This window comes from Mesorhizobium sp. M0028, from assembly GCF_040323855.1.
In the GTDB taxonomy this organism is placed as follows: Bacteria; Pseudomonadota; Alphaproteobacteria; order Rhizobiales; family Rhizobiaceae; genus Mesorhizobium.
This window is the reverse complement of record NZ_JAMYVG010000018.1, coordinates 26,020-51,142: the sequence shown is the minus strand read 5'-3', so window position 1 is coordinate 51,142 and position 25,123 is coordinate 26,020. Positions and strand designations below refer to the sequence as shown.

Here is a 25,123-nt window from a genome sequence, read left to right as displayed (position 1 = left end):
GCTGGACGGAAAGCAACCGGCCAGCCGGCGATCATTTGCCGGCCAGAATATCCCTGATCAGCCGCTGGCAGCGCTCGGCCATGAAGTCGAGCAGCAGCCGCACCTTCGGATCCTGCAGCTTCTTATGCGGGTAGACGGCGGCGAATTGCACCGGCGTCGGCGGCGTTTTGCTCAGGATCACCTTCAGCCGCTGGTCGCGGATAAACGGCTCGACCTCGAAGCGCGGCTTGTTGATGATGCCGCGGCCGGACAGCGCCCAGCCGGTCAGCACGTCGCCGTCATCGGTATCGTAGGGGCCGTGCACTTCGAACTTTTGCGGCCCGTTCCGCGTCTGCAGGGTCCAGACATATTCGCGCGCGCCGGAATAGCGCAGCATCAGGCAATCGTGCTTCTTGCCGATCAACTCGCTCGGCTCGCTCGGCTCGCCGCGCGCCTCCAGATATTGCGGAGCCGCCACCAGCACTCGCTCGCAGTCCATGATGCCGCGCATCCTGAGGCTGGAATCCTCGATGATGCCCAGCCGGAACGCAACGTCGATGCCTTCCTTCATGATATCGACATTGTGGTCGGAAAGCCGGAGCCGCACCTCGATATCTGGGTATCTGTCGTGGAAATCCGGGATGCCGGATGCCACCAGTCTCCGCCCGAGGCCGAGCGGCGCTGTCACCTTTATGGTGCCGCGCGGCTGGCCGGATAACGCGCTGACCGCAGCTTCGGCCTCGGTGACCGCCTCGAGCACCTGCTTGGCGCCGGAATAGAACACCGTGCCGTGCTCGGTCGGCATCAACTGCCGCGTCGTGCGGTTGAACAGCCTGACACCGAGATGCTTCTCGAGCTCCTTGATCCGGTTGGAAGCGACCGCCGGCGAAATGCGCATGTCGCGCCCAGCCGCCGACAAATTGCCGAGTTCGACGACGCGAACAAAAACGGCGATGTTATCGAGATAGGCCATGCGGCTTTCGGGGCTCTCATGTGGCTGCGTATGATCAGCCTAGTATTTTCCAATTTTTTTTGAAAGTCATCGTGCACCTCAGCCCTTTCCGTTTGCGCTCCAGTCCGTAAAGTCAGTCGATCGGCAGGGACGATTTTTCATGATGGATTTCGCGATATTCTGGGATTGGCTGAGTTTCGCCGTGCGCTGGCTGCACGTCGTCACCGGCATCGCCTGGATCGGCTCGTCCTTTTATTTCGTCGCGCTCGACCTCGGCCTGCGCCAACGCCCGGGCATGCCTGCAGGCGCTTTCGGCGAGGAATGGCAGGTGCATGGCGGCGGCTTCTACCACGTGCAGAAATATCTGGTGGCACCGGCCGAAATGCCCGAGCACCTGACCTGGTTCAAGTGGGAATCCTACGCCACCTGGCTGTCAGGCTTCGCGATGCTGTGCGTGGTCTATTATGCCGGGGCGGACCTGTTCCTGATCGATCCGAATGTGCTTGCCATGTCGGTGCCTACAGGCATCTTGCTGTCGCTGGCGACGATCGGCGTCGGCTGGGTGGTCTACGATCTCCTGTGCCGTTCGCCGCTCGGCAACAGCGACACCGGCCTGATGCTGGTGCTGTATGGGGTGCTGGTATTCATGGCCTGGGGACTGACCCACCTGTTCACCGGCCGCGCCGCGTTCCTGCATCTTGGCGCCATCACCGCGACGATCATGTCGGCCAACGTCTTCATGGTCATCATCCCCAACCAGAAGATCGTCGTCGCCGACCTGATCGCCGGCCGTAAGCCCGATCCGAAATACGGCAAGATCGCCAAGCAGCGCTCGCTGCACAACAACTACCTGACGCTGCCCGTTTTGTTCCTGATGCTGTCGAACCATTATCCGCTGGCGTTCGGGACAGAGTTCAACTGGGTCATCGCCTCGCTGGTGTTCATCATCGGCGTGCTGATCCGGCACTATTTCAACACCAGGCATGCGCGCAAAGGCAATCCGACCTGGACCTGGCTGGCGGCGGCCGTGCTGTTCTTGGTCATCATCTGGCTGTCGACGGTGCCGAAGTTGCTGACCGGCGAGGCGAAGGCGTCGGCGGCGGCCCAGGTCTACGTTGCCTCGGCGCATTTCCCTGCCGTGCGCGATACGGTGCTTGGCCGCTGTTCGATGTGCCACGCCGCGGAGCCGTCCTACGAGGGCATCTACCACGCGCCGAAGGGCGTGATGCTCGACACCGATGCCGGCATCGCCGAGCACGCCGGCGAGATCTACCTGCAGGCCGGCCGCAGCCACGCCATGCCGCCCGCCAACGTCACCCAGATCACCGACAAGGAACGGGCGCTGCTGGTGGCATGGTTCGAAGGCGCAAGGAAATGACCCGCACGCTCCTGCGCGGCCGCACGCTGTCGTTTTTGCGCTGGCCCGAAACCGTCGACGACCATTCCGCCTGGCGCTACGAGCAAGATGGCGGCCTGCTGCTCCGCGATGGTAGGATCATTGCCGCCGGCGCCTATGCCGAGGTCGAGAAAAAGGCGGGCGAGGGAACAAGAAAGGTCGACCATCGGCCGCATCTGCTGCTGCCCGGGTTCATCGATGCGCACGCGCATTTTCCGCAGATGCAGGTCATCGCTTCCTTCGGCGCCGAGCTGCTCGACTGGCTGAACACCTACACTTTTCCGGAAGAGACAAAATTCGGGAACGCTCAGCATGGCCGCCGTATCGCCAGGCTGTTCCTGGATGAAGTATTGCGTCATGGCACGACGACTGTCGCCGCCTATTGCTCGGTACACAAGGAATCGGCCGAGGCGTTCTTTGCCGAGTCGCATGACCGCAACATGCTCAACATCGCCGGCAAGGTGATGATGGACCGCAACGCGCCGGACGGCGTGCTCGACACGCCGCAATCGGGTTATGACGACAGCAAGGCGCTGATCGAGGAGTGGCACGGCAAGGGGCGCCAGCACTATGCCATCACCCCGCGCTTCGCCATCACCTCGTCACCCGAGCAATTGGAAACGGCGGGCGCGCTCTGCCGCGAATATCCGCAATTGCATATGCAGACGCATCTGTCGGAAAACCACGCCGAGATCGCCTTCACGCAGCAGCTTCATCCGCAGGCGCGCGACTATACCGATGTTTATGAGCATTACGGGCTGCTCGGGCGCAGAAGCCTGTTCGGCCATTGCATCCATCTGTCGGAACGCGAGGCGGATGCGCTTTCCGATAGCGGCTCGGTGGCGGTGTTCTGCCCGACCTCCAACCTGTTTCTCGGCTCGGGCCTGTTCGATTATCAGCGCTATCGCCGCCGCGAGAAGCCGCTCCGCATCGCCGCCGCCACCGATGTCGGCGGTGGCACCAACTATTCGATGCTGCGCACCATGGACGAGGGCTACAAGGTGATCGCGCTGAATGGCGAGAAGCTCAATCCGTTTCAGTCATTCTGGCAACTGACCCGCGGCAATGCTGAGGCGCTGTCGCTTGTGGAAAAGATCGGCACTCTGGAGGAAGGCAGCGACGCCGATATCGTCGTGCTCGACGCCCGCGCCACGCCGGCGATGCGGCTGCGGGTGGAGACGGCGGACACGCTCGCCGAGGAATTGTTTCTGCTGCAGACGCTCGGCGACGACCGCGCCGTGCACGAGGTCTATGTCGCCGGTCGGGCAGCTAAGGCGGACATGGCGACCTAGCTGGTCCCGGCGTCCCGGCTTGACCGAACGGCAGCCATCGGCCAAAGCGTGCGGCGAGATTGACAGGGGAACGACATGGCCGTTGCGGACGACATCGCTCTGATCAAGAAACAGGAAGCCGCGCTTGTTTTCTCCGCCTTCGACGAGGCTGTCGCTTTCGAGATCGGCTCGGCGATCCGCGACCGGGCTTTGACCGAGAACCTGCCGATCATCATCGATATCAGAACCTTCGATCGGCCGCTGTTCTATGCGGCAATGCCCGGCTCGAACGCTTCCAATCCGGACTGGGCGCGGCGCAAGATCAACGTCGTGCGGCGATTCCTGAAAAGCACCTACCGCATGGTGCTGGAGCAGCAGCGCCCCGACCGCAGCTTCAAGCCTGGCGAGGGGCTGGACATTGTCGACTACGTGCTGGCCGGCGGCGGCTTTCCCATCACTGTCAAGGGCGCCGGTGTCATCGGCGTGATCGCCGTCTCGGGCCTGCCGGAGCGTGAGGACCATGGTGTGGTCGTCGATGCGCTCTGTGCCTATTTGGGCGTGGATAACCAGGAGTTGGTCCTGCCGCCGGGAGCAACATCGTGACGTTGGCGCCGCCCCTCATCCGCCTGCCGGCACCTTCTCCCCGTCTAGCGACTGGGAGAAGGGAAGCGCTCCAACGCTGGCTACCCCCTCTCCCCGTCTCTAGACGGGAAGAGGGTAAGGGTGAGGGGCAGCGCAAACGCCGAAGAAGTTCGCAGAACGTCGGTGGCAGCTCAGTATGACCATTCTCGACCCGAAATCCTTCCTTATATCCATCTTCAACGCCGCCGTTGCCGCCGCCGATCCCCAGAGGACGATCAAGAATCATTTGCCGGCAAGGCCGAAGGGCCGCACGATCGTCATCGGTGCAGGAAAAGGCTCGGCGCAGATAGCGGCGGCTTTCGAGAAAGTGTGGGACCGGCCGATCGAAGGTTTGGTCGTCACCCGCTACGGCTATGGCGCGGCCTGCCGGCGCATCGAGATCATCGAGGCGGCGCATCCGGTGCCGGATGCCGCCGGGCTGGAAGCTTCGCGACGGCTGCTCGAAAAAGTCCAGGGACTGACTGCGGACGACCTGGTCGTAGCGCTCATTTCCGGCGGTGGCTCGGCGCTGCTGCCGTCACCCGCCGAAGGTCTGACGCTGGCCGATGAGATCGCCGTCAACGAGGCGCTGCTCGCCTCCGGCGCGCCGATCGCCGCGATGAACACGATCCGTAAGCACCTTTCCACCATCAAGGGCGGCAGGCTGGCGGCCGCCGCATATCCGGCCAAGGTGGTCTCGCTGGTGGTATCAGACATTCCGGGCGACAATCCGGCTCTGGTCGCTTCTGGTCCGACCGTGCCGGACATAGGCAGCCGTGAGGACGCACTGGCGTCGATCGCTGCCTATGGCATGAAGCTGCCGGCTTCGGTCATGGCGCATATCAAGTCGCCGGCGGCCGATGCGCCACGTCCGGACGATCCGCGTTTTATCCGCAACGAGGTGCATCTGATCGCTTCGGCCGGCGTCTCGCTGGAAGCAGCAGCGGCCGAAGCGAAGCGCCGAGGTATTCAGGCCGTCATTCTCTCCGATTCCATCGAGGGCGAGGCACGCGAGGTCGGTGGCATCCACGCCGCAATCGCGCGCGAGGTGGCGACGCGCAGCCGGCCATTTGCAAAGCCGGTGCTGATCCTGTCGGGCGGCGAGACGACGGTGACCCTGCGCGCGAAAGGCAAAGGCGGCCGTAACTCGGAATTCCTGCTCGCCTTCGCCATCGGCATCACCGGCATGGCGGGCGTGCACGCACTGGCCGCCGACACCGACGGCATTGACGGTTCGGAAGACAATGCCGGCGCCTTCGCCGACGGCTCGACAGTTTCGCGGATGCGCGCGGCGGGCGTCGATGCCAAGGCCATGCTTGCCGGCAACAACGCCTGGACGGCATTCAATGCCGTAGATGACCTTTTCGTACCCGGTCCGACCGGCACAAACATCAACGATCTCCGGGCGATATTGATCAAATAGCTCAGGCCGCCATCAGCCTTTTCACCGCTCTCATATCCTGCAGGAACCGCTCGCGTTCGGCCCGCTTGTCCGCCGGCTCGCGAATGCGCAGAATGAAGGACGGGTGGATGGTGACGAAGACACGCAAGCCATCGTCGCGCTCCACTACCGCCCCGCGCATCTTCATGATCGGCACCACCTTGCCGAGCAGCGCCTGCGCTGCAGTGGCGCCGAGTGCCACCGCCAGGTTGGGCTTGATCAGATCGATCTCTTTGTCCAGCCACCAGCGGCAAGCCTGCACCTCGCCGGCATTCGGCTTGGAGTGGATGCGCCGCTTGCCGCGCGGCTCGAACTTGAAATGCTTAACCGCGTTGGTGACGTAGACTTTCAGCCGATCGACGCCGGCATCATCCAGGATCGCGTCGAACACTTTGCCGGCCGGACCGACGAAAGGCTTGCCCGCCAGGTCCTCCTGGTCGCCCGGCTGTTCGCCGACGAAGATCACCTTGGCTTTATCAGGACCCTCACCGAACACGGTCTGCGTGGCATCGCGCCATAGCGGACAGCGGCGGCAGATCTTGGCCGTTTCGCGCAGTTCAGGAATCGTCCTGGCGTCGATTTCTGTCGTGTCCGGGGACTTGCTTGCAGGCAAGCCTCTCGACTGCACCTTGGCATGGTGCGGCGTCGGGGTTGTCTGCATCCTGGCGATCATGACTAAGGCGGCCTTGTTCGCTCCTGCAATCAGACACGCAATGAGCAAAGCCCGCCGAAGGTTCCGCTGAAATTATTCCGCATGGGCCTTCACCGGCAGATGGCCGACGATGTGAAGCCCTAAACCTCGTGCAGATAGAGGTGATAATCCAGTTCGCTGACCGTGCGCGCCACGCGCAGATATTCCGACTGCTTGATCGCCACGAATGTCCGGTGCAGGTCTTCGCCCAATGCGCCCTTGAGGAAGGTCGACGCCCTTGCCGCCTCGATCGCGGCACGCCAGTCGACCGGCATCGTCGTGCGCGTGACGGCGGATTCGTAGCCATTGCCGGTGGTTTCAGGGCCGGGGTCAAGACCTTCGTCGAGACCCCTAGTGATGCCGGCCAGCACCGTTGCCGCGACTAGATAAGGGTTGGCGTCGACGCCCGATGGCCGGTGCTCGATGCGGCGGTTCTTGGCATCGCCGGCTGGCACACGCAGCGCCACCGAACGGTTGTTGACGCCCCAGGTCGGCGCCACCGGCGCATAGGATTGCGATACGAAGCGCCGCCATGAATTGGCGTGCGGCGCGAACACCAGCATCGATTCCGCCATCGTCTGGATCAGTCCGCCGAGACCGCGCAGCAGCGGAAGCGACCAGCTTTCGCCGCCGGCTTCGGCAAAGACGTTCTTGCCGGCATCATCCAGCAGCGAGACATGAAAATGCATGCCAGAGCCGGCATACTTCTCGATCGGCTTGGCCATGAAGCAAGCGGTGACACCATGACGGCGTGCCTGCGCCCGCACCAGCCGCTTGAGCATGACGAGATCGTCGGCCGCCCGCATCACGTCCTTGCGGTAATTGAGCGTCAGTTCGTACTGGCCGGGCGCATATTCCGAGATGACCGTCTCGGCCGGGATGCCTTGCACCTTGGCCGCGGCATAGATGTCGGAAAACAGCGGCTCCATGCCGTGCAGATGGTCGACGGAATAGACCTCTGTCTTGGCCGAGCGGCGGCCGTCGAGCACCGCATGCGCCGGCTGCACCTTGCCTTCGGCATCGCGCTCATTGGCGAGCAGGAAGAACTCGAGCTCGAAGGCGCCGGCCGGATGCAGGCCCTTGGCCGCGAGGATATCTACCTGGCGGGCGAGCGCCAGCCGCGGGTCGGACGACATCGGCTGGCCATCGAGATGGTACATCGCCATCAACACCTGGCCGCGCGGCGGCTGGGTGCCGAACAGCGGCACCAGCGTGCCGTGGATCGGCCACGCCCGCAGGTCGCCGTCGCCGGTCGTCCAGATCAGCCCGGTCTCGTGAACATCCTCGCCGGTGATGTCGAGGCCGAGGATCGAGATCGGCATGTGCCGGCCGCCCTCGAAGATGCTCATCAACTCATGTCGGCGCACGATCTTGCCGCGCCCCACGCCATTGGCGTCGGTCAGCACGATGTCGAACGCTTCGATCTCCGGATGGGCGTCGAGAAAGGCCTGCGCCTCGGCGGGCGTCGAGCCCGAAGGGGATGCCGTGACCAGGTTCAAACTTTGCTTGGGCGCTTGTTTCATGCTGCCAGCTTGTCTCATGCCGTAAGCTTTGCCGCAACCGCGCCGAAGGCGGTGATCAGCCGGTTCACCTGGGCGGCGCGAGTTGCCGGCGAGATCAGCATCATATTGTGGAACGGTGCGATCAGCACGCCGCGATTGACCAGCGCGACATGCATCGCCGCTTCGAGCTCCGGCGCATGCGCCCTCTCGGCTTCGCCGCCATTCCTCAGCGGGCCTGGCGCGCAGATGAACTCGACGCGGGCGCCGACCCGAGCAACATGCCAGGGCAGGCGATAGCGATCGATAACGGCAGTCAGCCCGGCGTCGAGCCGCCGCGCCAGATGGTCCATATGGCTGTAGTTCTCGTCGGTCATGACGTCTTCGAGCGTGGCACGCATCGCCGCGAATTGCAGCGGATTGGCCGACAGCGTTGTCCCCATGCCGGAATAGCCGGGCTCTTTCCGGCTGATATAAGCGGCATAGCGCGCCGCAACGCCTTCGCTCATGCCCCACACACTCGCCGGTATGCCGCCGGCAATCGGCTTGCCGAGCACGAACAGGTCCGGCTCCAGCCCGTATTTGCTTGTATAGCCGCCGGGACCGGTCGAGATCGTATGCGTCTCGTCGATTAGAAGCAGCGTGCCGGTCGCACGGGTGAGACGCCGCAAGCCGTCATGAAAGCCGGCTTCGGGCAGCACCATGCAGGAATTGGTCAGCACCGGCTCGGCGATGACGCAGGCGAGATCGTTGCCCTGAAGTGCGGCCTCAAGCGCCGGCAGATCGTTGAACTCGACGATATCAGTTGCCCGCGTCAGGTCGCGGAATTCGCCGGCCAGTCCCGGTCGGTTCACCGCTTTGCCGTCGACCAGCCGGACCATCGTCTCGTCGACCGAGCCAGATAGCAGCCGTTGAAGACCAGGATCTTCTCCCGGCCGGTAACGGCACGGGCAACCCGCAGCGCGAAGCGGTTGGCGTCGGTTGCCGTCGTCGCGATCTGCCACAACGGCAGACCGAAGCGCTGTTGCAGCAGCGGGCCGATGGCGAGCGCGTCCTCGGCAGGCAGCATGTAGGTCAGACCGCGTCCGGCCTGCCGGCGGATGGCGCGGGCGACCGGCGGCGGCGAATGACCGAACATCGAGCCGGTGTCGCCGAGGCAGAAATCGTCGAGCCGGTTGCCGTCGATATCTCTGATGGTGGTGCCTTTGGCCTTATCAACGAGGATCGGGAACGGCGTCGGCCAGTCGTTCATCCAGTGCATCGGCACGCCGCCGAAGAAGCCGGGCAGGCCATTGCCGATTTTCGCCATCGATTTCGGCCGCGCCTGGCGGAAGGCTTCTGCCTCGGTCTCGCGCAACTCGGCAATCCGGGCCGGGCCGATGCCGCCGATGGAGGTCTTTGAATGGTCGGTGACGTTCATGGCGGCCCTCTCCGCCGCACTTTAGACAATCGGCATCCGCCACCGCAATTGGCGGGCGGCTGCCCTGTGTTGGGTCAGCGGTCATTTGAATGGAACAGGCGCTTGACCGCGAGCCGCCTTCGGGCGCCAATGGCACTTCGGCTGGAGGGGACACGATGGTGCGGGCGATCATCTGCGCGGCAACGCTGCTGTCGTCGGTTGGTGCGGCTTTGGCATCCGGCGGCATCTGGTGTTCCGCCGAGGATGCAGCCGTCAAATTTGAGGTCGATGCCGGGGTCACCAGAGGCATGGGCGGGCCGACCTTCAATTTTCGCGGCGAGCTCGAAATTCTGGGCAGGCCAGTCGGCGACAGTCTGCGCAAGACCGTGTTCGAGGATCAGAACCTCACGCAATATTGGCTCGACAACAAGGAATTGCGGCTGCTCGTCTACCATGAACGGCAGGTCGAAAACGCCTACGGCTATGTCGAACTGGTGATCCTGACCAAGGCCAGCGACGAAGGCGTCTTTGACGGCCGCTATTTGCTCGCAATCTATGATGTAACGGCCGATGCCGAAAAGGACGGCAAGCCGGCTGAATTGACCGGCAAAGTGTCTTGCGGAGCCGACTAACGGGCTAGGCGGAAATGTCGATGACGCCGCAATCGCCGGCGGCGCTGCCGAACGCGACACGGCGCTCTTCCTTGTCCCACATCATCGATGTGATGGCGCCCTTGCCTGGTCGGCGCAACAGCACTTCCCTGGCCTCGGCGAAGCGCACCGCCATCACCATGCCGTCATCATACCCTACGGCCACTACATCTTGGCTCGGATGGCAGGCGACGGAGGTGACCATCGCATTGCCGCGCGTGCCGAGTTCCAGCGGCGCCTTGCCCATCGGCCCATCCTTGCCCGAAAACGGCCAGACGATCGCCGCCGGAGCGCCCGAACTCGCCAGCCATTTGCCCTTGGCGCTCCACGACAGGCTTTTGACCTTGCCGGGGTAGCCGGACATCCGCATGTGCTTGCCGTCGGCGAGTTTCCAGCCATGCAGCGCGTTTTCCTGCATTGTGGTGACGACGAAGCCGCCGTCCGGCGAAAACGTGATGCCGGTGTGGGCGCCGGCCCATTCGAGCTCGACCGGCTTGCCGTCGGCGGCCGGGAAATGGAGCGTCGCGCCATTGTAGCGGGCAACGCCGAAGCGCATGCCCTTGGGCGAGAAGGCCAGCCCCTCGACCGAGCGCGGATGCGAGAATTCCCTGGTCTTGCCGTCGGCAAAACGCACATAGGCAATCTTGCCCGAAGCATAGGCAACAGCGCCTTGCGGCCCGGCGGCGACGCTGGTGATCCATTTTTTTCCTGCGGTCGCCAATTCCGCAGTATTGCCGCCTGCGGTCACGGCAAAGATCTTGCCGTCCTCACCGCCGGTGATCAGCCGGTCGTTTGCGGCATCGTGAAGGGCGGCGAGCAGCCCGTCATTGGCCTGCACCGTCTTGTGGCCATGGTCGAGCCGATGGATTGTGCCGTCGGCCAGCGCGAAATGCGGCACGTCGCCAAGGAACACGGCGGCGAGGCAGTGGCCTTCGAGATCGAGCGGGGCGACTGTCGGCATGAGAGACCATTCCGTTCGAGATTTCTGCTGCCCCACCCTTAAGGGGTTGAGCTGCGGGTCTCAACCCGTGCTTCGGATCGTCGTGAGGAGAGAGCGCCAGCGTTGCGGGCGCCCCTTCTCCACAAGGGGAGAAGGGGGAAAGGGCAGCTAAATCAAGCGGCCTGGCAGGCCTGGAAGCTTGTCTTCAGCCGCTCGGCGTCGAGTTCGCGGCCGATGAACACCAGCCGGCTCTCGTGCTTCTCGCCGTCCTTCCAGGCGCGTTGGTGGTCGCCTTCGATGATCATGTGCACGCCCTGGATGACATAGCGCTCGTCATCGCCTTTCAGCGCGATGATACCTTTCAGCCGCAGGATGTTCGGGCCTTCCATCTGGGTGACCTTCTCGATCCACGGGAAGAACTTTTTCGGGTCCATCTCGCCGCCGCGCAGCGACACCGACTGCACCGTCACATCATGGATGTCGGAAGGGTGCGCGTGATGATGGTCATGCCCGTCATGATCGTGATGATCGTGGCCCTCGTGATCATGGTGATCATGATCATGATGGTCATGATCGTCATGCGCCTCGAGGAAGTGCGGATCGTTCTCCAGCGCCCGGGACAGGTCGAACGCACCGCGATCGAGCACCTCGGACAGCGCCACGCCGGCGCGTGTGGTGCGATGGATGCGTGCCGCCGGGTTGATGGCGCGGATCGTCGCCTCCACCTTGCTCAGCTCTTCGGGGGTGACCAGGTCGGTCTTGTTGAGCACGACGACATCGGCAAAGGCGATCTGGTCCTCGGCCTCGCGGGAATCCTTGAGGCGCAGCGGCAGGTGCTTGGCGTCGACCAGCGCCACCACCGCATCGAGCCTGGTCTTGGAACGCACATCGTCGTCCATGAAGAAGGTTTGCGCTACCGGCACGGGATCGGCGAGGCCTGTGGTCTCGACGACGATGGCGTCGAAGCGGCCGGGCCTGCGCATCAGGCCTTCGACGACGCGGATCAGGTCGCCGCGCACGGTGCAGCAGATGCAGCCATTGTTCATCTCGTAGATTTCCTCGTCGGATTCCACGATCAACTCGTTGTCGATGCCGATCTCGCCGAACTCATTGACGATGACGGCGTAGCGCTTGCCATGGTTTTCCGAAAGGATGCGGTTGAGCAGTGTCGTCTTGCCGGCGCCGAGATAGCCGGTAAGGACGGTAACGGGGATCTGCGTCTGTGCGTCGCTCATATTGTGCCTCGAATAGGGATTGTCGGCTCCATATAGGATGTGTGCTCCGCTTTTGCACGAGGCAAACCGATGGGCCAAAGAGGCCGGTATTGCCGAACTTTCCTCACATTGCCGAACGTTCATTGGCGCGGGCTGGCGGTGGGGCCTAGATAGGGCGAGGGGTTGTTCGCACTGAGGAGGCGCCAGATGTCCGACAAGTCCTTGCCACTAAGCCGGCGGCAGGCTCTCGGTCTTGTAGCGGTCACCACGGGCGGCATATTCCTGCCCGCCGGCGTAAGGGCCGGGCAGGTCTCGCCCTATGCCGGGCTTGCTTTGTTCAAAGCCGGTGCCGGCGTCTGCGCCATCACGCCCGAGGTCACAGAAGGACCGTTCTATTTCGACCCGAAGCTCGAACGCGCCGATATCACCGAGGGCAAGAAGGGCGTCGCCCTCAATGTGCGGCTGCAAATCGTCGACGCCGCCTGCCGGCCGCTTCCCGGCGCACGCGTCGATATCTGGCATTGCGACGCCCAGGGCGCCTATTCCGGCTATCCCGGACAGGGCGACGGGCAGGATATCGACACGTCCGGCCAGAGCTTTCTGCGCGGCTGGCAGAGAGCCGATGAAAGCGGCATCGCTTCTTTCGCCACCATCTATCCCGGCTGGTATCGCGGCCGCACCACCCACATCCATTTCAAGATCTTCCCCGACGACCGCTCGGCGATGACCGGCCAGATGTTCTTCCCCGACAGCTTGAGCGAGCAGATATTCGCCACCGTCGCGCCCTATAACGATCGCCCCGGCAAACGCGATACATCGAACACGCGGGACGGCATTGCCCGCCAGGCCGGGCCGCTGTCACAGGCAGCGCTGCGGGAAATGGCGGACGCCTATCAGGCCTTGATGGTGGTCGCGGTGAAGGCCGGTTGAGGGCGCCTCGTCACGTCGCCATCCAGCCGTCGCGGAAAGTCGTTTGTCATCTAACTGAAATAAACATCTGGCATTAGCCACGGCGAACACCGCGATGCTTGCCGGCAAAGCTATTTTCCGAGCCGGAATGTTTTCGATCGTCATTGCCAATCGGCGGCCTGCTTCTATGCTGTCCGCACCGGTTCGGCCGAGGAGGGATGAGCATGGCCAAGGCGGACAAGACTGCAACAATGAGCCGGCTGCATTCGGCGGCGCGGCTGGCGCGCACGGCGCTCGCCGCCCGGCTTCTGGCGCATGGCTTCTATGCCGGTCAGGACCAGATCATGCTGGCGCTCGACCGCGAGGACGGGCAGACGCCCGGCAATCTTGCCGGCCGCCTCGGCGTGCGTCCGCCGACCATCACCAAGACCATCAACCGGCTGCAGGCACAGGGTTTTCTGGAAAAGCGCGCCTCCTCCGCCGATGCCCGCCAGGCTCATATTTTCCTCACCGACACCGGCCGCGAAATCATCCACGCCATCGAGAAATCGGTGAAGAAGACCGAAAAGCAGGCATTGAAGGGTCTCGACAAGAAGGATCAGAAATCGCTGTTCAAGCTGCTTGCACGTGTCGAAGCGAATCTTTCGAACGGCGAAATGGTGCTCCCCGATGACGAACTGGATATCGAGGACAAGATCCTTGAATAGGTCACGCGTTCGCCGCTGACGGCCGCCGCGTCAGTGCCGACCAGCGTCCGGGTGTGACGCCGAACGCCTTCTTGAAATGCCGATTGAAATGGCTTTGGTCACTGAAGCCGGCTGCGATGGCGATTTGCGCCAGCGGCTCGTCGCATTCGATCATCCGACGGGCTCGTTGAAGCCGGCGCATCAACAGGAACCGGTGCGGGCTGGTGGAGAAGGTGGCGCGGAAATGCCGCGACAGGGCATAACGGTCCAATCCGGTGATCGCCTCCAATTCATCCGAACGTACAATCCGCGCGACATTTTCCTCCAGATAGTCGCGCGCCAGACTGGCGGCACGCCATGCAGTTTTCGCTATCGGTTTCGCCGGCTGACCGGCGTGCCGGGCCAGGCTTTGCATCAGCTGCGTCATGAAATCGACCACAAACAGCTCGTCCAGTTCCTGATCCAGCGGCCCGAGCGCCGAAAGCAGCGTCGCGCGGAAATCGCGGTCTGTCATCACGGCATCCCCGACAAACGGCAGTGACCCGCCGCCGAGGCAATCGAGCATCAGGGACGGCTCCAAATACAGCATTCTGTAACGCAATCCGTCTTCTGTGCCGGCGCCGCCATCGTGCATTTCGTCGGGATGAAGGATAATGATCTGGCCAGGCAGGCTCTGATGCGTCGCGCCGCGATAGCGGAAGCTCTGTATGCCATAAAGCGTCACCCCGATTGCATAGGTGTCGTGGCGATGGAGATCGAAGGCGTTGCCGTGGAACCGGGCCTCGATGCGTTCCATGCCGGCAGTACCGGGTGCCGATACGATGCAGTTCTCGGCTGCATCCACGCACAAACGTCCAAGACCCTGAAAGGCTTCCCCGTCTAGACCGTGCGGCATCGCTTCACTCGCAGCCTCGGATTGGCCCCCTTTCGGATTGGAAACTGTCGCATGTTCGATACGAAATTTGCAATCGTGCTCAGGGACGATCTTCCCGTCTGGCAGAAGCTCAACGTCACCGCCTTTCTGACCAGCGGCATCGTCGCGCAGTTTCCCGACCTCATCGGCGAGCCCTACCGTGACCGCGCCGGCAATATCTACAACCCGCTATCGATCCAGCCGGTCATCGTGCTTTCGGCAGACGGCCAGGCGCTCGGAACGATCCAGCGGCGGGCGCTGGAGCGTGGTGTGACGGTTTCGCTCTATGTCGAGGAAATGTTTTCGACTGGGTACGATCTGGCCAACCGTGCCGTCTTTGCCGAATTTGCGCCGGAGGATGCCAAGGTGGTCGGCATCGCGCTTCGCGCCGAAAAGAAGCTCGTCGACAAGATCACCAAGGGTGCCCGCATGCACACCTGACTCTCCGGCCACCAGGAACAAAACTGAGCCCGTCGTCGCCTGTCGGTGTGCCAGCCTCTTTTGGCTTGCCCGCTGGCGACAATTCCCGCATTGGTGAGGGACTGCCTTGCTTCCCGTCCGGCCTGAAATTGAATGCTCCCCCAAGACAAGACGAAAGCGCGACGTCGCCGGCGGCGATCCTGTGCATGCTTTCCGTCTATGTGTTTTTCACCTTCCTCGACACCAGCAGCAAGTACCTTGTGCTGGCTGGCGTCTCGGCGCTGATCGTCGCCTGGACCCGCTTCGCGGTCCATGTCCTGCTTGTCGGCGTCTTTCTGCGCGGATGGCGTGAGCCGTTGCGTTTTCGTCCCGCCAACCTGCCGGCGCATCTCACGCGCGGTCTGCTCCTGTTCGGATCGACCATGTCAACATTCTGGCGCTGCGGACGCTGCAGCTGGCGGAAACCACCTCGATCTACTTCTTCGGCCCGATGGTGATCACCGCGCTTGCCGGTCCGTTGCTCGGCGAATGGGCCGGCTGGCGGCGCTGGCTGGCGATCATGAGCGGCTTTGTCGGCGTCCTCATCATCACCCGGCCGGGCATCGGGGTTTTTGGCGTCGGCCATCTCTTTGCGCTCGGCTCGATGCTATCGAACAGTTTCTACGTCATCATGACGCGCCGTATGTCGGCGACGGAAACCTCGGAAAGTCTCATCCTGTTTTCGGCGCTGGCGCCGGCCGTGCTGCTGCTGCCGACACTGCCGTTTTCGCTTTCGCTGCCGCAGGATGGCTGGCACTGGTTCATATTGCTGATGCTTGGCGTCTTCGGCGCCATCGGCCATTGGCTTCTTGTGCAGGCCTATCGCCTTGCCACCACCACGGCCCTGGCTCCCTATCCCTATTCGCAGATGATCTGGATGATCATCTCCGGCCTGATCGTCTTCAACCAGTTTCCCGACCGCTGGACGCTGGTCGGTGCCACCGTCATCGTCGCCAGCGGCCTCTACATCGTCCACCGCGAGCACCGGCTTCGCTTGCACAACCGCGCGACGCTGGACGCGGAGGCGGAAGCGCTGGCAAAAAAACTTTGATTTGCTCGGGATCGATGGCATAAGAGCCGGCCTTTAAACAGTTTAAATTGCTTCGGGAGCGCAGGGCGCTGGCACAGAAGATCAAGCTTTCGACCATCGCGGATGCGCTCGGCGTGTCCACGGCCACGGTCTCGCTGGCCTTGCGCGACAGCCCGCTGGTCGCCGGCGGCACCCGCGACCGTATCAAGGAACATGCACGCGCCATCGGCTATATCTACAACCGCCGTGCCGCCAGCCTTCGCACCTCACGCTCGGGCATTGTCGGCGTCGTCGTCCACGACATCATGAACCCGTTCTTTGCCGAGATACTGCGTTCGATCGAGAGCGAACTCGACCGCAGCCGGCAGACCTTCATCCTGTCGAACCACTACGACCAACTCGAGAAACAGCGCACCTTCATCGACACGCTTCTGCAGCTCGGCGCTGACGGCGTCATCATGTCGCCGGCCATCGGCACACCGCCCGAAGACATAATCATGGCCGAGGAGAACGGTCTCCCGGCAGTGCTGATTGCACGCACCGTCGAAGGTGCCGACGTGCCGGTGTTTCGCGGCGACGATGCCTATGGCACCGGGCTTGCTACCAATCATCTGATCTCGCTTGGCCACAAGCGCATCGCCATGATCGGCGGTACCGACCAGACGTCGACCGGCCGCGACCGTTATCAGGGATATGTCAACGCCATGGAGGCGGCAGGGCTCGAGGTCAGGCCGTCATGGCGTATCGCCGGCCCGCGCACCAAGCAGGCCGGCTTCGAGGCTGCCGGGCAGTTCTTGGCGCTGAAAGACAGGCCTACCGCGGCCTGCTGCTGGAACGACCTCGTCGCCATCGGCCTGATGAACGGCATTGCGCGCGCGGGGCTGGTGCCGGGCATCGACATCTCCGTTACCGGCTATGACGACCTCGAGGAAGCGGCGATCGCGACGCCGGCACTGACCACGGTCTGGAACGGCCAGCGCGAGGTTGGCCGCCGCGCCGCCAGCGCGCTGCTCGACAAACTCAACGGACAGACGGTGCGGCCGTCGCAGGAACTGATCAAGCCGGAACTGCATGTGCGCCAGTCGACCGGCAAACCGGTGGAACGTGCATGACAAAAACCGAACAGCAAGCTGTCGCCATTCTGGTGCCGGGCCAGTTCAACGACCATGCGGTCGGCCGCATCGACGGGGCGTTCAGCCGCGTCCGGATCGAAGGCGCCGATCCGTCGCTGGTCACCGACGACATGCGCCGTACGGTGCGCGGCATAGCCGCCTTCGGCGGCATAAGCGCCGCGTTGATGGACGCGCTGCCAAAGCTCGAGATCATCGCCAATTTCGGCGTCGGCTATGATTCTGTCGATGTCCGCCACGCCGTACAGCGCGGCATCATGGTCACCAACACCCCGGATGTGCTGACCGAAGAGGTCGCCGATACGGCGCTCGGCTTGCTGATCAACACCATCCGCGAACTGCCGCGCGCCGAGGCCTGGCTGCGCGACGGAAGTTGGCTGCGCAAAGGCAACTATCCGCTGAGCCGGCTGACCCTGCGCGGGCGCCATGTCGGTATCTTTGGCATGGGCCGCATCGGCCTCGCCATTGCCCGCCGGCTCGACGCTTTCGGGCTGCCCATCGCCTACCACAACCGGCGCCGCGTCGAAGGCCTGTCCTATGACTATCACCCGACGCTGAAAGGTCTCGCCGAGGCGGTCGACACACTGATCTCGGTGGCGCCCGGCGGGGCCGCGACGGAAAGGGCAGTCAATGCCGAAATCCTCTCGGCTCTTGGGCCGAACGGCGTCTTCGTCAATATCGGCCGGGGCAGCACGGTCGATGAGCCAGCCCTTGCCGCCGCACTTGCCAGCGGCAGCATCGCCGCTGCCGGGCTAGACGTCTTTGCCGACGAGCCGAATGTGCCAGCGGCGTTGCTTGCCGCGCCCAACACCTCGCTTTTGCCACATGTCGGCTCCGCCTCGCAGCACACCCGCCGCGCCATGGCGGACCTATGCGTCGACAATCTGGTCTCGTGGTTTTCGCAGCGCAAGGCACTGACGCCGGTGCCGGAGACGGCAAATGTCAAGGCAAGGCCGTAAGCGGGCTGCCATATCTATTAACTTCAGCTTAACCCTTCGGAATCATTCTGGTCCCTTCCTAGTGTCTGTCCGCCTGACAGCACATGACAGCAAGATGAAGCGCGCCTCCTGATCTCTTCGAACGCGGCGCGCTTGAAATGCGCGGAGAAACAGGATGAAAACGCTTCCTGCATTGATGGCGGTTGCTGTGCTGTTCGGCAGCGTCCAGCTGTTTTATGCCGGTAGCGGTGAAAGCCGTGCAGCCAGTGAGTCACCACCTTCATCCGGCAACTACCGGCTGGTAGCCCATGGTGACGAGGCGTCTTGTGCGGTCAGCCGTGGCGCCGAGATTTCGCAAGGCTTGTCGCTGTTGACGGTCGCCGCGAATTGCCGCCGGGTGTTGCCCGGTGTCGAGCAGGCGAAGTTCTGGCGAGAGCAGAATGACGGCACGGTCACATTCAGCGCCAACGGCACCGATCCAATCGTCATGTTCTCAGTCGCCGATGGCGACGGTTACGAATCCTACGCGCCGGCGCTGCCGCTGCTATCGCTGGCGTCGGCCGGCAACTGACGAGCGCTATTCTGCCGCTGCGCGCGCGCCCGATTTCGCCGCCTGATGCAGACGTACAGCGTCGCCGAAGGCGCGGAAAATCTTTGCCGAGATGTCGTCAGATTCGACCCAGTACTCTGGATGCCACTGCACGCCAACAGCGAAGGCGCGGGCGTCCTTGACCGAAACCGCCTCGACAGTGCCGTCGGCGGCGACCGCTTCGACCTGCAGCTTCGGGCCAAGCCGATCGATGGCCTGGCGATGCACCGAATTGACCAGGATGTCGCCGGCGCCGAAGACCCCGGCCAGGCAGCTGCCGGGTTTTATCGACACGCTCTGGCGGATGGCGAAGCGTTCGTCCTGATTGTCGCTTGCCGGCGCACGATGGTCGAGCGAACCGACGCGTTCCTGGATTTCGGTCGCCAGCGTGCCGCCCAGTGCCACATTCATCTCCTGGATTCCGCGGCAGATGGCGAGCAGCGGTACCCCGCGCTCCACCGCCCGGCGGATCAGTGGCAACGTCGTCGCGTCGCGGGCGGAGTCGTAAGGACCATTGGCTTCGCTGGCGTCACCGCCATAGAGCGAGGGATGAACGTTGGACTTCGAACCGGTGACCATGACGCCGTCGACGGCGGAAAGCAGTTCATCGAAGTCGAGCCGGTCGCCGAAGGACGGTACCAGCAGCGGGAACACGCCTGCACCCGAAAGCGCCGCTTCAAGATATTGCTGTGGGGCGGCATGCCAGATGTAATTGTCGAACTGGCGGACGTCGGTCGATATGGCGACGAGCGGCTGGTGCATTTGGTCCGGATCCCATCGGGTGCAACGAATTATCTGCCTGCAAAATAGGCGATCCGAAGGCGCATTTCCATGGCAAGTTTCGGCGTGTCGCGTAGGCCAGTTAATCGACCTTAGACTATAGTTGCAAGATCTGCCCCAACGCCGTGAATTTCCCCGAAATGCGCCACTCAAACCGGGCTGCGACGCTGGACTCGACTCCTTGCCTGTGTATTGTCGGGCTCGAAGCCGATCCGGGCTCCGAAGCGTCCCGAATGTCGGTCAGTTGATCCAAAGGGAGGAACTTCATGGATCGTCGTTCGTTCATCCGCAAGGCCGGCACCACCGGTTTCGGCGCCGCGGCGGCTGCCGCGACACTTGCTGCGCCGGCCATCGCCCAGTCCAACCCGAAAGTGACCTGGCGGCTGGCGTCGTCCTTCCCGAAGTCGCTCGATACGATCTATGGTGGCGCCGAAGTGTTTTCCAAGATGCTGTCGGAGGCGACCGACGGCAACTTCCAGGTCCAGGTCTTCGCCGCCGGCGAACTCGTTCCCGGCCTGCAGGCCGCCGACGCCACCACTGCCGGCACCGTCGAGGCCTGCCATACGGTGGCATACTATTACTGGGGCAAGGACCCGACTTGGGCGCTGGGGGCGGCGGTTCCGTTTTCGCTCAACGCGCGCGGCATAAACGCCTGGCACTATCATGGCGGCGGCATCGATCTGTTCAACGAGTTCCTGGCGACGCAGGGTCTGTTCGGGCTGCCGGGCGGCAATACCGGCGTGCAGATGGGCGGCTGGTTCCGCAAGGAGATCAAAACGGTCGCCGACCTTTCCGGCCTCAAGATGCGTATCGGTGGTTTTGCCGGCAAAGTGGTGCAAAGGCTCGGCGTAGTTCCGCAGCAGATCGCCGGTGGCGACATTTATCCGGCGCTGGAAAAAGGCACGATCGACGCCGCCGAATGGGTTGGCCCCTACGACGACGAGAAGCTCGGCTTTTACAAGGTTGCGCCCTATTACTACTATCCCGGCTGGTGGGAAGGTGGACCGACCGTCCATCTGATGTTCAACAAGGCGAAATACGACGAACTTTCGCCGGCTTACAAGTCGCTGGTGCACACTGCCGCCCAAGCGGCCGACGCCAACATGCTGCAGAAATACGACTACCTCAACCCGGCGGCGGTGAAGCGGCTGGTTGCCGGCGGCGCCAAGTTGAGCCCGTTCAGCCAGGAGATCATGGCCGCCTGTTTCGAAAAGGCCAACGAAGTCTATGCCGAGATGGAAGCCTCGAACGCGCCGTTCAAGAAGATCTGGGACTCGATCAAGGCGTTCCGCAAGGAGCATTATCTCTGGGCGCAGGTGGCCGAGTACAATTACGACACCTTCATGATGGTCCAGCAGCGCAACGGCAAGCTCTAGAATATTCTGCGACGCCGAGTGGCTCCACTCGGCGTCGCAGAAAAGGGCTAAAACAAAGCGGATGTCCCGTTTGGTTTGAATGCATTCCGCTCCAGGCGTTTGATGGATCTCGTCAAAGGACCGCGAGCCACGCCCCGCGGTCCTTCCCTGTCAGCCTTCGGACGCACTGACTTCGACCAGTACTCCACCCGGCGCATGGCAATAGAACGTCGTCGACTGGATGCGGCCGCGCATTAGCTGCTGGACCTCGCCCGGTTGCAGGCCGGCATCGGCAAGCCCGGCTCGCTTTGCATGCACAAACTCCGGCTTGCCGACGAAGAAGCCAACGTGAAAGCCGTCCGGATAGCTGGCGGGCTCGCCTTTCCCCGGCTTCATCAGATTGAGGATGAAGCCATCGATGCCACGCAGAACCGCGAAGGCGTCCTTGCCGCGCACGGCGACAAATTCAAAGCCGAATGGCTGGTGAAGAAGCGGGCAAGGCCGGCAACTTCGGTGGTGACGAGATTTATGTGGTTCAGTTTCATGATGCGTCTCCTGCCACGGGTTGAATGCGGACAGGCTTCGACCGAAGAGCGCAAACCGGCGGGACCGCTACATCCGAAAATCCGGACGTGACCCGACCGGCTCGCGAGTTTCGCCTCGCTTGCCGGCCGCGGGTTCTCCCACAAGTAATGTGGCGAACAGGCTTCCCCGAGCATCGTGCTCAGGACGGGAAGAGCCGGACTACCGAACCGGCAATGTCTTTTTCGGCGTAGTTTCTGTAACCGGTCGCCCCGCCGGTGGCAACTGGCCCGATCGATCAGCCCTGAGGCACTACCAGGACCTTGACCTCACCTGGTGCCGACGGGTTGGCAATGATCGCCACCGCCTCGTCGAGGTCGACTTGTCGCGATATCAGCCGGTCTACCTCGATCGCACCCGAGGCGATGAGATCGGCGGCCCGGCGATGGGTAAAGGGATTGAGGAAGGAGCCCAGGACCTTCAACTCGCGGAACAGCAGGTCGAACGGTTCGAACGCCGCTTTCATGCCTTGCGGCATGACGCCGACGACGACAATTGTGCCGCCCGCCTTGGCCAGCCGCATCGCCTGCTCGACGGTGTCTTTCACGCCGGCGCATTCGAACACCACGTCGACGCCGCCCGGCATCAAACCCGACCGGCCGACGATCGCGTCGGTGATGTCGGAAGCGCTGGGATCGACCGTCGCCGTTGCGCCAAGTTCCTCGGCAAGGGCGCGCCGCGAGGCCTGGCGCGTCGACAGGATGATGGTCGTCGCACCGGCGAGCTTTGCCAGTTGAACGGTGAGCAGGCCGATCACGCCGCCGCCGAGCACGGCAACCGACGAACCTGGTCTGATCGCGGCAAGGTCCACGCCATGCAGGCAGCAGCCGAGCGGCTCGCAGAACGCACCATGCGTCGGCGTCAGATCGCCTGGCAGGACGAAAGCCTGTTTCTGCGGCAGGGCAAGATATTCGGCAAAGCCGCCATCGCGATGGATGCCGATGGCACGCAGATTGCCGCAGAGGTTGACCCGGCCGGCCTGGCAATGCGCGCACCGGCCGCAGGCGATGTTGGGATCGCCGGTGACGCGGTCGCCGACGGCAAAGCCGGATACGGCAGGTCCGATCGCCTCGACGATGCCGGAGAATTCATGGCCGAGAGTCACCGGCGGCGTGCACGGGAATTCGCCATGGAAAAGATGCCGGTCGGTGCCGCAGACGCCGCACGCCTCGATCCGCACCAGCAGCTCGTCCGGTCCGGCAGTCGGTTTCTCGACCTCGCACACGGCGAGGCCGCCCACTCGCTCCAGTCGCACCGCCTTCATGGCTGCCGGGCCTTCGTCAATTGAAACTCGGTGGTTGCGACAGATCGGTTGCCGGTGCCGCCGGTTTCGCGGGCGGCTTTTCGTCGAAGCTTGGCGGCTGCGACAGGTCCTGCGCGCCGGGCGCAGCGGGTGCCGTGCTGCCACCGGCCGGCGGCGTGCCGAGCGGCGACAGGCTGGGCATCTCCGGCACCTTGATGTCGATCGTCGCTGGATCGACGACGGCGCCTTTGTAGTGCATCACCATCTGCGGGAAGGCGATGGTCAGGCCGATCATGATCACCTGGATACAGACGAACGGCACTGCGCCCCAATAGATCTGCCCGGTGGTGACGGGCGCGATCTGTTTGCCGGTGAGCCGGTCGAGATAGGGCACGCGTGCGGCGACCGAGCGCAGATAAAACAGCGCGAAGCCGAACGGTGGATGCATGAAGCTGGTCTGCATGTTAACCCCGAGCAGCACGCCGAACCAGATCAGGTCGATGCCGAGCTTGTCGGCCGCCGGCGCCAAAAGCGGCACGATGATGAAGGCGAGCTCGAAGAAATCGAGGAAGAAGGCGAGCACGAAGACGAGGATGTTGACGCCAATCAGGAAACCGACTTCACCGCCCGGCAGCGACGTCAACAGGTGCTCGACCCAGATGTGGCCATTGACGCCGTAGAAGGTCAGCGAGAACACCCGCGCGCCGATCAGGATGAACAGCACGAAGGACGACAGCCGCGTCGTTGAGGCCAGCGCCTGCTTGACCACGTCGAGCGACAGCCGCCCCTTCATCGCCGCCATCGCCAGCGCGCCGACGGCGCCCATGGCGCCGCCCTCCGTCGGCGTGGCGATGCCGAGGAAAATGGTACCCAGCACCAGGAAGATCAGCGCCAGCGGCGGGATCAGCACGATGATCACCTGCTGTGCCAACCTCGACATCAGGTTGATCTTCAGGCGCTGGTCGATGATCGCCACGACATAGATGAAGATCACGCCGATGGTGGCGCCGAGGATATCGGCATTGCCGCCATGGTTTGGCGCGAGGTAGCGATACGCGGCATAGGAAACCACCACCGCCGCCAGCAGCGCCGCCAGCAGCGACAGCACACCGTGACCGAGCGTGCGGGCCTCCAGCGGCAGTGCCGGCATCGACTTCGGCCGGACGATCGACATGAGCAGGATGTAGAGCATGTAGATGCCGGTCAAAATGAGCCCGGGGATCAGCGCCCCCTTGTACATATCGCCGACCGAGCGGCCGAGCTGGTCGGCCAGCACGATCAGCACCAGTGACGGCGGGATGATCTGGGCGAGCGTGCCCGATGCTGCGATGACGCCGGATGCCAGCCGCCGGTCGTAGCCGTAGCGCAGCATGATCGGCAGCGAAATCAGCCCCATGGCAATGACGGAAGCCGCCACCACGCCGGTCGTCGCGGCCAGCAGCGCGCCGACGAAAATCACGGCATAGGCCAGGCCACCACGAACCGGTCCGAACAACTGGCCGATCGTGTCGAGCAGGTCTTCGGCCATGCCGGATCGTTCGAGCACGATGCCCATGAAGGTGAAGAACGGGATCGCCAGCAGCGTGTCGTTCGACATCACCCGGCTGCCGTAGAAATTGTCCGGCAACGCGTGCAGCAACGGCCAGGCGAGGTTGATCGAGCCGCCCGAATAGGGCGACAGCAGCACGCCGATGAAGAAGAACATCAGGCCGTTGGCGGCAAGCGAGAAGGCGACGGGGTAGCCGATCAGCAGGAAGAAGATCAGCGAGGCGAACATGATCGGCGCCATGTTCTGGGCGATGAACTCGATCACGAGCGCACCTCTTCGACGAGCGCCTTGGCTTCTAGCTCGGCCTGTTCATGCACCGATATGAATGGAGTGGGATCGTCCATATGACCGCGCATGATGGCGATTTTCTTGATGATTTCGGAAATGCCCTGCAGCGCAAGCAGGAAAAAGCCGACCAGCAGGATCGCCTTCGCCGGCCAGATGATCAGCCCGCCGGAATTGTTCGACATCTCGCCGCTGCGATACGACAGCGACACATAGGGAACGAAATAGACCACCATCAATGTCACGAACGGCATCAGGAAGAAGACGTGACCGAAAAGGTCGATCCAGTGCTGCACGCGGCGCGAGAACATGCCGTAGACGATGTCGATGCGGATATGGTCGTTCTGCTTCAGCGTGTAGGCGGCGGCCAGCATGAAGGCGGCGCCGAACAGATACCACTGCAATTCCAGCCAGGCGTTCGAGGACATGTCGAACAGCTTGCGGATGACGGCGTTAGCGGCGCTTACCAGAATTGCGAGCAGGATCAGCCACGATACCCATTTGCCGATGAATTCGTTCAAACGGTCAATGGTTCTGGAAAGAGCGAGAAGCCCTGCCATGCATTCCTCCCTTGTGTCAGAGCGCGGCGGTTCCCTGTCCGTTGCGCCGCTGTGGACCAACG

General features: G+C 63.1%; 23 protein-coding genes and 2 pseudogenes. 13 read left to right on the top strand and 12 right to left on the bottom strand.

The genetic code is table 11. The features are described 5' to 3' along the window. Nucleotides 1-31: 31 nt before the first annotated feature. The gene (locus NKJ93_RS25510) at nt 32-952 is read right to left on the bottom strand and encodes a LysR family transcriptional regulator (RefSeq protein WP_023718073.1); all 921 of its coding nucleotides are present in this window, start codon (nt 950-952) and stop codon (nt 32-34) included. A gap of 139 nt (nt 953-1,091) precedes the next feature. Between NKJ93_RS25510 and NKJ93_RS25505 the strand changes: the two genes are divergently transcribed. The 4 genes from NKJ93_RS25505 (at nt 1,092) to NKJ93_RS25490 (ending at nt 5,642) form a co-directional block, all read left to right on the top strand. Next, nucleotides 1,092-2,309 carry a urate hydroxylase PuuD gene (locus NKJ93_RS25505; RefSeq protein ID WP_023718072.1) on the top strand — a complete coding sequence of 406 codons (1,218 nt, stop codon included), beginning with the start codon at nt 1,092-1,094 and terminating at the stop codon, nt 2,307-2,309. Then, a complete protein-coding gene (gene guaD, locus NKJ93_RS25500) occupies nt 2,306-3,619 on the top strand; it encodes a guanine deaminase (RefSeq protein WP_352591827.1) in 1,314 nt (437 codons plus the stop codon). The genes NKJ93_RS25505 and guaD overlap by 4 nt, the downstream gene beginning before the upstream one ends. A gap of 75 nt (nt 3,620-3,694) precedes the next feature. Then, nucleotides 3,695-4,201 (top strand): heme-degrading domain-containing protein, encoded by a 507-nt coding sequence (locus NKJ93_RS25495; RefSeq protein ID WP_352591824.1) that lies wholly within the window; start codon nt 3,695-3,697, stop codon nt 4,199-4,201. 175 nt (nt 4,202-4,376) lie between these two features. After that, nucleotides 4,377-5,642 (top strand): glycerate kinase type-2 family protein, encoded by a 1,266-nt coding sequence (locus tag NKJ93_RS25490; RefSeq protein WP_352591821.1) that lies wholly within the window; start codon nt 4,377-4,379, stop codon nt 5,640-5,642. 1 nt (nt 5,643) lies between these two features. Here NKJ93_RS25490 and NKJ93_RS25485 read toward each other — a convergent pair whose 3' ends face one another. The 3 genes and pseudogenes from NKJ93_RS25485 to NKJ93_RS25475 all read right to left on the bottom strand — a co-directional run bounded on the left by NKJ93_RS25485 (nt 5,644) and on the right by NKJ93_RS25475 (nt 9,270). Beyond that, nucleotides 5,644-6,366, bottom strand: a complete 723-nt coding sequence (locus tag NKJ93_RS25485; RefSeq protein ID WP_280940411.1) for a UdgX family uracil-DNA binding protein — start codon at nt 6,364-6,366, stop codon at nt 5,644-5,646. A gap of 86 nt (nt 6,367-6,452) precedes the next feature. Then, on the bottom strand, nt 6,453-7,874 hold the full coding sequence (locus NKJ93_RS25480; protein ID WP_352591818.1) for a glutamine synthetase family protein: 1,422 nt from the start codon (nt 7,872-7,874) through the stop codon (nt 6,453-6,455). A gap of 14 nt (nt 7,875-7,888) precedes the next feature. Continuing rightward, nucleotides 7,889-9,270, bottom strand: a pseudogene (locus NKJ93_RS25475) (aspartate aminotransferase family protein). Between the two features lie 89 nt (nt 9,271-9,359). Here NKJ93_RS25475 and NKJ93_RS25470 point away from each other — a divergent pair. Continuing rightward, the gene (locus tag NKJ93_RS25470) at nt 9,360-9,881 is read left to right on the top strand and encodes a hypothetical protein (protein WP_352591815.1); all 522 of its coding nucleotides are present in this window, start codon (nt 9,360-9,362) and stop codon (nt 9,879-9,881) included. 4 nt (nt 9,882-9,885) lie between these two features. Here the strand turns inward: NKJ93_RS25470 and NKJ93_RS25465 are convergent, their stop codons facing one another. Both NKJ93_RS25465 and NKJ93_RS25460 read right to left on the bottom strand, forming a co-directional pair. After that, nucleotides 9,886-10,860, bottom strand: a complete 975-nt coding sequence (locus NKJ93_RS25465) for a WD40 repeat domain-containing protein (protein WP_352591813.1) — start codon at nt 10,858-10,860, stop codon at nt 9,886-9,888. Between the two features lie 152 nt (nt 10,861-11,012). Then, nucleotides 11,013-12,074 (bottom strand): CobW family GTP-binding protein, encoded by a 1,062-nt coding sequence (locus NKJ93_RS25460; RefSeq protein WP_352591810.1) that lies wholly within the window; start codon nt 12,072-12,074, stop codon nt 11,013-11,015. Between the two features lie 186 nt (nt 12,075-12,260). On the opposite strand from NKJ93_RS25460, the gene NKJ93_RS25455 reads away from it, so the two are divergent. Continuing rightward, on the top strand, nt 12,261-12,983 hold the full coding sequence (locus NKJ93_RS25455) for an intradiol ring-cleavage dioxygenase (protein ID WP_352591807.1): 723 nt from the start codon (nt 12,261-12,263) through the stop codon (nt 12,981-12,983). 203 nt (nt 12,984-13,186) lie between these two features. Beyond that, entirely contained in the window at nt 13,187-13,669 is a 483-nt protein-coding gene (locus tag NKJ93_RS25450) for a MarR family winged helix-turn-helix transcriptional regulator (protein WP_023718061.1), read from the top strand. A gap of 1 nt (nt 13,670) precedes the next feature. Here the strand turns inward: NKJ93_RS25450 and NKJ93_RS25445 are convergent, their stop codons facing one another. Further along, complete coding sequence (locus tag NKJ93_RS25445) at nt 13,671-14,543, bottom strand: AraC family transcriptional regulator (protein ID WP_023718060.1); 873 nt, start codon at nt 14,541-14,543, stop codon at nt 13,671-13,673. Nucleotides 14,544-14,594: 51 nt separating this feature from the next. Here NKJ93_RS25445 and NKJ93_RS25440 point away from each other — a divergent pair, with 51 nt between their 5' ends. From NKJ93_RS25440 to NKJ93_RS25420, 5 genes and pseudogenes are all read left to right on the top strand, one after another. Next, nucleotides 14,595-15,002, top strand: a complete 408-nt coding sequence (locus NKJ93_RS25440; RefSeq protein WP_023718059.1) for a DUF2000 family protein — start codon at nt 14,595-14,597, stop codon at nt 15,000-15,002. A gap of 185 nt (nt 15,003-15,187) precedes the next feature. Continuing rightward, nucleotides 15,188-16,071: pseudogene (locus tag NKJ93_RS25435) on the top strand (DMT family transporter). A 68-nt stretch (nt 16,072-16,139) separates the two neighbouring features. Next, the gene (locus NKJ93_RS25430; protein WP_023676245.1) at nt 16,140-17,162 is read left to right on the top strand and encodes a LacI family DNA-binding transcriptional regulator; all 1,023 of its coding nucleotides are present in this window, start codon (nt 16,140-16,142) and stop codon (nt 17,160-17,162) included. Beyond that, nucleotides 17,159-18,139: a 2-hydroxyacid dehydrogenase gene (locus NKJ93_RS25425; protein ID WP_023718057.1), complete on the top strand. Its 981-nt coding sequence runs from the start codon at nt 17,159-17,161 to the stop codon at nt 18,137-18,139. Before NKJ93_RS25430 ends, NKJ93_RS25425 begins: the two co-directional genes overlap by 4 nt. A gap of 154 nt (nt 18,140-18,293) precedes the next feature. Continuing rightward, nucleotides 18,294-18,689, top strand: a complete 396-nt coding sequence (locus tag NKJ93_RS25420) for a hypothetical protein (protein ID WP_352484378.1) — start codon at nt 18,294-18,296, stop codon at nt 18,687-18,689. A 6-nt stretch (nt 18,690-18,695) separates the two neighbouring features. Here NKJ93_RS25420 and NKJ93_RS25415 read toward each other — a convergent pair whose 3' ends face one another. Further along, nucleotides 18,696-19,469: a gamma-glutamyl-gamma-aminobutyrate hydrolase family protein gene (locus NKJ93_RS25415; RefSeq protein WP_352591804.1), complete on the bottom strand. Its 774-nt coding sequence runs from the start codon at nt 19,467-19,469 to the stop codon at nt 18,696-18,698. 284 nt (nt 19,470-19,753) lie between these two features. Here NKJ93_RS25415 and NKJ93_RS25410 point away from each other — a divergent pair, with 284 nt between their 5' ends. Beyond that, on the top strand, nt 19,754-20,863 hold the full coding sequence (locus NKJ93_RS25410; protein WP_023718055.1) for a TRAP transporter substrate-binding protein: 1,110 nt from the start codon (nt 19,754-19,756) through the stop codon (nt 20,861-20,863). A 150-nt stretch (nt 20,864-21,013) separates the two neighbouring features. Here NKJ93_RS25410 and NKJ93_RS25405 read toward each other — a convergent pair whose 3' ends face one another. The 4 genes from NKJ93_RS25405 to NKJ93_RS25390 all read right to left on the bottom strand — a co-directional run bounded on the left by NKJ93_RS25405 (nt 21,014) and on the right by NKJ93_RS25390 (nt 25,061). Continuing rightward, on the bottom strand, nt 21,014-21,298 hold the full coding sequence (locus NKJ93_RS25405; RefSeq protein WP_352591801.1) for a VOC family protein: 285 nt from the start codon (nt 21,296-21,298) through the stop codon (nt 21,014-21,016). A gap of 364 nt (nt 21,299-21,662) precedes the next feature. Then, nucleotides 21,663-22,688, bottom strand: a complete 1,026-nt coding sequence (locus tag NKJ93_RS25400) for a zinc-dependent alcohol dehydrogenase family protein (protein ID WP_023718053.1) — start codon at nt 22,686-22,688, stop codon at nt 21,663-21,665. A gap of 16 nt (nt 22,689-22,704) precedes the next feature. Further along, nucleotides 22,705-24,477, bottom strand: a complete 1,773-nt coding sequence (locus NKJ93_RS25395; protein ID WP_031193698.1) for a TRAP transporter large permease — start codon at nt 24,475-24,477, stop codon at nt 22,705-22,707. Continuing rightward, entirely contained in the window at nt 24,477-25,061 is a 585-nt protein-coding gene (locus NKJ93_RS25390) for a TRAP transporter small permease subunit (RefSeq protein WP_023718051.1), read from the bottom strand. The genes NKJ93_RS25395 and NKJ93_RS25390 overlap by 1 nt, the downstream gene beginning before the upstream one ends. Nucleotides 25,062-25,123 lie beyond the last annotated feature (62 nt).